Below are 8,602 nucleotides of genomic sequence, written 5' to 3' on the forward strand. Positions count from 1 at the left end.
CAGGTAAGGCGTCGCGTCCCAGCAGGCAGAAGCGACGCCCGCGGTGGCGGGTGGTCTGGACGTATTTCCCCCATGGTGAGCCCGGTGTTGGCGGTCGAGTCGGGTGACACAAGCGGGCCCACGGGTCCCATCGGGACCGCCGGCACAGGCTATTGCCGAACTGACGGGCGATCAATAATGTTCCTGCGGTTGACCATCACCGCGCCATCACAGGTTCTCGTCTCCACCTTCACCTTGGGGCGCTCGGTATCAGGGGGGCTTCACGGTGGGTTCTGGGCTGCGTTGGTTCATAGCCGCACGCAGACGGATGTGGGGGCATGGCCTCACGGCGGCGACGGCGACCATTGCCACCACTGCGCTGATCGTGCCGATGGCCGTGGCGCAGGGGCTGCCGGAGTATCACTACAACGGCAAGCTGTGGAGCGCGGGGCCGACGTACAAGACGCGCAGCGTCGCCGGGCACCCCCTGGGCGGACGCGTGACCGCAACACCGAAGACCCCCAAGCCGCTGCGGACCTACCGGGCCGCCCGCCCGGCGTGGCCGCAAGCCGGCAGCAGCACCATCGCTCTGGCCCGGAGCAGCAAGTCCTCCGCTGCCACCTCAGCAGCGAGGCACAAGGCCGCAGGTGATCCTGCGGCTCGCACCGTCCGGGCCGGCAAGCTGCCGGTGTGGGTCGCTCCGGCCAGGCAACCGGTGAGGAAGCGTGGTGCGACCCCGAGCGCGCCGGCCGCGGTGCGCGTAAAGCTGGCCGGCCGTGCCCAGGCCCAGGCGGTCGGAGTCGATGGCATGCTGGTCGGTTTCGCACGCGCCGACAGTGCCGCGTCGACGGGCCGAGTCTCCGTCACCCTCGACTACTCCGCCCTCGACAAGGCGTACGGCGGCGGGTTCGCCTCCCGCCTGCACCTGGTGTCCGTACCCGGCTGCATCCTGACGACGCCCCAGAAGCCCGCCTGCCGGGTTCGCACCCCGCTCGCCTCCACCAACAACCCGGTCGCCAAGAGACTCACGGCCACTCTTAACCTGCCCCGTCCCACGACCTCCGGCACGACCGGCACAGGCATCCTCCACGACGCCAGGGCCGGCTCCGCCTCGGTGACACCGATGACCGCTGTCGAGGCGATTTCGGGGACTTCCGGCTCGCAGGGCGACTACTCGGCCACCAGCCTGAACCCCTCGGGCAGCTGGAGCGCCAACGGGACCGGCGCGTTCACCTACTCCTACCCGGTCGCCGTGCCACCCTCGCTCGGCGGTGCGGCCCCTTCCGTCGCCTTCTCCTACGACTCCCAGTCCGAGGACGGAGAGACCTCAGCCCGCAACTCCCAGTCGTCGTGGATCGGTGACGGCTGGTCGTACTCGCCCGGCTTCATCGAGCGCTCCTACAAGCCGTGCAAGCAGGACGGCATCAGCGACTCCGCCGACCTGTGCTGGGGCGGCTGGCTCGCAACCCTGTCCTTGGGCGGCCACTCCGGCACCTTGGTCCGCGACGACTCCAGCAACGCCTCCACGCCCAAGGAGACCCAGACCTGGCACCTGCAGGGCGACGACGGAACCAAGATCGAGGAACTCGGCGGGGCGGACAACGGCCTGTGGAATGGCGAGTACTTCAAGGTCACCACGACCGACGGCACCGCCTACTACTTCGGACGAAACCACGCCCCCGGCACCACCTCGGACGCAGCCACGAACAGCGCCTGGGGCGAGCCGGTCTACAGCCCCAAGTCAGGAGACCCCTGTTACGACTCCGGTCAGGGCAAGGACTCCCAGTGCACGATGGGCTACCGGTTCAATCTCGACTTCGTGGTCGACCCGCACACCAACGTTCAGCGCTACACCTACGCCACCGAAATCAACCATTACGACCGGGGTGGTGGCCAAGTGGCCGCCTCCGGCGGCTCCGGAGCACTGACCAAGTATGTCCGCGGCGGCTACCTGACCGAGATCGACTACGGCTACCAACTGACGGACGAGACCGCCGGCAGCAAGCCCGGCGCGCGCGTGCTGTTCAAGACGGCCCAGCGCTGCCAGACCTCGTCGACATTCACCGACTGCTCGTACGCGAACCTCAACGACAAGACCGCCACCAACTGGCCGGACGTCCCCTACGACCTGAACTGCGCATCGACCGACACCACCTCCGGTACCGGGTCGAACGTCTGCCTGACCACGGCCCCGTCCTTCTGGTCCACCGACCGGCTGGACTCGGTCGTCACCCAGGTCAACATCGGCGGCACCCTCACGGACGTCGACACCTACCAGCTGACCCAGACCTACTCCGACGCAGGCGGCACCGTTGACCCGGTCACGGGCCAGTCCGGCAAGGACGCGGCCGACGAGGGCGAACTGCAGTCGGTGATGTGGCTCAGCTCCATCCAGCACACCGGTGATGACACCAGGGGCGGTGGCAGCAGCAGCGCGATCACGCAACCGAAGGTCAGCTTCCTCGGCACTGAGATCGACAACCGGGTCGACGGCGGCAACGAACCGCCGCTATTCCACCCGCGGATCTCCTCCCTCACCACGGAAACCGGCCAGTCCATCGCCGTCTCCTACAGCGACCCGGACTGCTCCCGGCTGAACAAGACGATGCCGTCGGCGCCCGATGCCGACACGAGGTCCTGTTACAACGTGTACTGGACCGTCCCTGGGGGCGTCACACCTGTCTCCGACTGGTTCAACAAGACCCGGGTCCAGACGGTCGGCATCTCCGATGCGACCGGTACGGGCTCGCCCATGCAGGTCACCAACTACACATACTCCGGTCCGGCCTGGCATCGCGACGACTCCGAACTGACCGACGACACCTACCGCACGTGGGACCAGTTCCGCGGCTACCGGACCGTCACCGTCACCACGGGTACCGCGCCCGACCCGATCACACAGAAGACCACCACATACCTGCAGGGCATGGACGGCGACGTCCGCGCGGACGGATCCAAGCGCTCGGTCAGCGTGACGGACAGCGTCGGAGATATCGTCACCGACAGCGACTGGCTGAGCGGGACCCCGCTGGAGGCCGACACCTACACGCGAGCCGACGGCAGCGTGAATGCCAAACAGATCTACCTACCGCAGTCGTTCACCACCACCGCGACCCACAGCAGCGGGTCCGCACTGCCCGCCGTCGTCGCCCGCATGATCAAGAGCAGCCAGCAGCGGACCTACGGGTTGCTCGCGAACGGCAACTGGCGTGAAGCCGAGACGGACACGTCCTACAACAGCAACGCGCTGCCCACCACCATCGACGCCAAGGGCGACGTCAGCGTGGCCTCCCAGGAGAAGTGCGCCACCACCAGCTACGCCACCCCGCTCAGTGGCAACCCTATGATGCTCTCCTACCCGGACGAGATCCTCACCGTCGCCGGCCCCTGCAGCACCACCCCTGGTGGCAGCAGCACCATCTCCGACAAGCGGATGCTCTACGACGGCGACGGTACCGTCACCAACCCGGGAACGTTCGGCCATCTGAGCAACACTGGCGATCTGACAGCCACCCAAACCATCACCGGTTACAGCGGCGGAGCCCCCGCCTACCGCACGACCCAGGCGATCGCCCACGACTCCTACGGGCGCGCCATCCAGGTCCAGGACGCAGCCGGTAACACCACCAAAACCACCTTCACCCCCACCACCGGACAGCTTCCGACCAAGGTCGTCACCACCAATCCCCATCCCTACGACTGGTCCACGACCGCGGTCATGGATCCGCTGCGCGGCCTGACGATGACCAGCACGGACCCCAACGGCCGCACCACCACCATCGACTACGACGCTCTCGGGCGCCGCACCGCATTGTGGCTGCCGGGACGCTCGACCTCACAAAGCGCCAGCAGAACCTTCACCTACACCGTCAACGGCACGGCACCCCCCACCGTCACCACCAAAACCCTGCGTGACGACAGCAACTACAGCACTGCCATCAACATTTACGATGGCATGCTGCAGCTGCGCCAGACGCAGTCCACGACCGCCAACAACCAGTCCGGACGGCTGATCTCCGACACCTTCTACGACAGCCACGGCTGGGCGCGGAAGACCAACAGCGCCTACTACGAGAGCAGCACCGCCCCGACGACCACCATGTGGGTCGCCAACGACAACCAGGTGCCCTCACAGCAGGTCACCGTCCGCGACGGGCAAGGACGACCGATCGCCACCCAGCTGTGGTCCCAGGGAACGCAGCAGTGGCAGTCCACCACCGCCTACCCGGGCATCGACCGCACCGACATCACCCCGGCACCCGGTGGCACGGCGACCTCGGCCTTCACCAACGCCCTCGGCCAAACCACCGCGACCTGGACATACAGCGACACGTCCACGCCGACCGGCAAGGCATCCGACGCGGTCGTCACCAACTACACCTACACCCCCGTCGGGCAGGTCGCCACCATGAGCGACAACGCGGGCAACAAGTGGACCTACAGCTACGACCTGCTGGGCCAGGAGACCAAGCAGACCGACCCAGACACCGGCACCACGACGTTCGACAAGTACGACAATCTCGGCAACCTCCTGCAGACCACCGACGCGCGCGGCCAGACACTCTCCTACGCCTTCGACGTCCTGGACCGTAAGACCGCCGAGTACTCCGGTGCATGGACCGCGACCCCCGACCCGAGCAAGCAACTCGCGTCGTTCACCTACGACACCCTGGCCAAGGGATACCCCACCTCGTCGACCCGCTACATAGGCGGCGCCGGCGGAGACGCCTACACGCAAGCCATCACCGGCTACACCACCGACTACCGGCCCACCGGCGCCTCCACCACCATCCCGGCATCGACCGGATTCCCCAGCAACAACACCGGCAGCACGACCAACACCTACACCGTCAAGTACAGATACACCCCCGTCATGGGGCTGCTCTCCGAAACCGATTACGAAGCGGACGGCGGCCTTCCCACCGAGACCGTCGGCTATGGCTACGACCTGCAAGGCCTACTCGACGGCTTCGGCGGCAACGGAACCTACCTCGACACCACTGACTACACCCCACTCGGCCAGGTGACCGACACCAGATGGGGGCTGTACGGGGAACAGGTCGAGCCGACCTTCTCCTACGACGCCGCCACCGGCCGAGTCACGCAGTCCACGGTGAACCTGCAGACCAGCTCCACCTCCGCGCTCGACGTCACCAGCTACCGCTACAACCAGGCAGGGGACGTCACTGCGGTCTCCGATGCCCAGTCCGGCGGCACCACGGACACCCAGTGCTTCACCTACGACCACCTGAACCGGCTGACGACGGCCTGGACCGACACCGCAGGGCTGAGCCAGGCCAGCGCCGGCAGCACCGGCGGATGCACGACCAGCACCCCCGCAGCCTCCACCATCGGCGGCCCCGCCTCGTACTGGCAGTCCTACACATACAACGCACTCGGTGACCGCACCCAGCAGGTGCAGCACGACACCACCGGCAACACCGCGAACGACGTCACCCAGAAGGCGACCTACCCGGGCAGCGGCACCTCCCCCGCCACCCTGGCGAACGCCGCAACCAAAGTCACCACCACCGGCCCCAAGGGCACGGCGACGATGACGCCGCACTACGACGACGGAGCCGGCAACACCACCGGACGCACGGTCACCACCTCGGGCCCGCTCGTCTCCGGCCTGACCCGTTCGGGCACCAAGCTGTGCGTCGATGACTCCTCTTCCGCCACCACAGACGGCAACAAGATCGACCTGTGGACCTGCAACGGATCCGACGGACAGCAGTGGACGATCGGAACCGACGGCACGGTACGCGTGCTCGGCAAGTGCCTCGATGTATCCGGCGGCGGAACAGCCAACGGCAACAAGACCGACCTCTCCACCTGCAACGGCGGTACCAGCCAGAAGTGGAAGGCCGGGGCGAACGGCTCGCTGGTCAACACAACGTCCGGCAAATGCCTGGACGATCCGTCAGCCTCCACCACCAACGGCACACAACTGCAGATCTGGACGTGCAACGGGACACAGGCGCAGCGCTGGACGAACGTGACGATGGGCACCGTCCTGCCTGGCACCACCCAGACACTCGCCTACGACGCCGAAGGCCGGACCGCCTCGGTAACCACACCGTCCGGCGGCAAGAATCAGACCACCAGCTACCTCTACGACGCCAACGGCAGCCTACTCCTCCAGACCACACCAACCAGCAAGATCCTCTACCTCTTCGGCGGCGCCGAACAGCTCACCCTCAACACCAGCGCAGGAACCGTCACCGGCCAGCGGTACTACCCCGGCCCAGACGGCATCACCGAAGTACGCTCCTCCGACGGCAAGCTGAGCTACGAGGTCTCCAACGCCCAGAACACCGCCACGGAAGACATCGCCGCGTCGAACCTGGCCGTCACCCGCCGCTACTTCGACCCTTACGGCAACCCACGCGGCCCGCAGCCGCCCACCTGGGCCGACAACCACGGCTACCTCGGCAAACCCGCCGATCCCACCACAGGCCTCGACCTGCTCGGCGCCCGCAACTACGACCCCGTCCAGGGCCGCTTCCTTACTGCCGACCCCCTGATGGAGGCCGGCGACCCCAACCAGATGAGCGGCTACTCCTACGCCGGCGACGACCCAGCCAGCAAGTCCGACCCCAGTGGCCTGTTCCTGCCGGGAGATGTGCTCGGCGGACCCCCAACCGGCGGTACTGGCGGCTCCTCACCCACCGACCCGAGTTGGCACGGCGGCACCACGACCTCCAGCGGAGACACCACAGCAGCTCCGGCCGGCGGGCCCGTCTGCAACGTCGCGTCGAAGTTCGGTGGCGACGTCTGCGAAGCCCAGCAGATGGCAGAAAACGGGCCGCCGACGTCGGGCACACTCCGCGACGCCATAGCCGGGGCGCTCGATGAAGTCATCAACCTCGTCGAGCAATACAACCCCGCCTGGGCGATAGGCAACGTGCCCCATGACGTGGCGAATGGCATGGTCCCGGGCATCGCAGGTCCACCGATGTACATACAGCCACGCCACGTGACCGCGCATGCCCTGCACGCGAACCCCAACACGGACGCGTACAAGGGCGCCGCAGCAGCGGTAGTCCTTGCGACAATGGCAGTCAGCGACGGAGGCGATGCCCCCGGGGCAGCCGCCGCGGCCGTGGCCGATGCCAGCAACGCCCAAGACGGCCTCGCAGCCGCAGCCGAGGTCAAAAACGTCGTCAGCCAAACCACCGAAGAAGCCACAGCAACCGCCGCAGCTCCCAGCGAGCCCGCCACCGGCGCCTCCGGCACCGGAGAAGGCCGCTGCAGCTTCAGCCCGTCAACCCGCGTATTGATGGCGCACGGCAAGACCAAGGCGATCGCCGCGGTCAAAACCGGCGACAAGGTGGAAGCCGGCGACCCGACCACCGGCAAACACCGAGGCCCCCGCACCGTCCAGCACGTATGGATCAACCACGACCACGACCTGCTCGACGTAACGATCCGCACCAAGACCGGCCACACCGCCACCCTTCACACCACTGCCAACCACCCCTTCTGGGACGACACCGCCCGAAGTTGGCTCCCCGCTGGCCGACTGCACATCGGCGACGCCCTCAACACCGCCGCCAACGGCCATGTCCACGTCGTCACCACCCACATCACGCCGGGCACTGCAAACCGTTGGAATCTCACCGTCCAGCAACTCCACACGTACTATGTGCTGGCGGGCGGCACGCCGATCCTGGTCCACAATTCCAACGGGTGCGGTCCGGATAATCAAACTTTTGCGACACGGTCTGAAGCGAAGGCGGCGGCGTACAGTCGGGCAGGAATTCCATCTGACGCAGTCCCGGATTCGGTATGGACGGTTGGTGACGATGTGACCCAGCGCGGGATGCCTGGCTATAGGTTTGATTCAAATCCGGGTGCGCATGGGATCTACGAACAGTTTGAAACGGAGGGTGGATCCCGTCTAATCGCCGAGCACACCAATGATCCAAATGCACCATTCCCTCACTTCCATGCGGGACAGCCGAAAACAGACCCGACTCGCGATGGTGTCAACTTCGGCTGGGATATGGCCTCCGAATTTGAGCGATATTCCCCGGTGGAAGGCTCGCACCACATGTACTATGAATCGATCGGGTGAGTTTCTTGGATCTCGAAGCACGCAGGTCATTGCTGGAGTCGGCGGGCCTTGACGTCCTGGATAGTGCATGGTTGGCGGAAGTCCCGGAGCCTATGGCGGCGTGGCGTCCAATTATCATCGGTGGGGCCAAGCCTGCAGTTAGGGTTCGCATCCGAGATGCGAATACTCATCTTTCTGAGGTGCAGGATCAATGGGTGCGACTGTCCGAGGAAGTTGGACTATTTGGAGATCGAGGTGACTTTCTCATCAGCGTGGCTGGTGTGGGTGCAGCGAATGCCCCATGGGCACACGTCCGACGCACCAAGTCGATGAGGCTTGCTGAGCGACTTGGGTCCATGGAAGGAGAGCCGGAGTTTGTTGCGATGTCCCTCGACGGCCGCGTTTCATGCGGAGTGACAACTGAGGAATATGAAGTCTGGATTTTGACGGCGCTGATCGATTAGGTGCCATCAAGTGAAATTACGGAGGCCCCATCGGATTTGTTTCCGATGGGGCCTCTGGGGTGTCTGACGGCAGTAGATGACGCTGAGATTGAAAGGGTGG

The 8,602-nt window shown here is 65.9% G+C and carries 1 protein-coding gene; it reads left to right on the top strand.

Features of this window, described 5'->3' with window-relative positions:
* Positions 1–265 precede the first annotated feature (265 nt).
* Positions 266–8,059, top strand: a complete 7,794-nt coding sequence (locus VT52_RS39445) for a ricin-type beta-trefoil lectin domain protein (RefSeq protein WP_143070926.1) — start codon at positions 266–268, stop codon at positions 8,057–8,059.
* Positions 8,060–8,602: the final 543 nt, after the last annotated feature.

The sequence above is a fragment of the Streptomyces malaysiense genome, assembly GCF_000980885.2.
Lineage (GTDB): Bacteria > Actinomycetota > Actinomycetes > Streptomycetales > Streptomycetaceae > Streptomyces > Streptomyces malaysiense.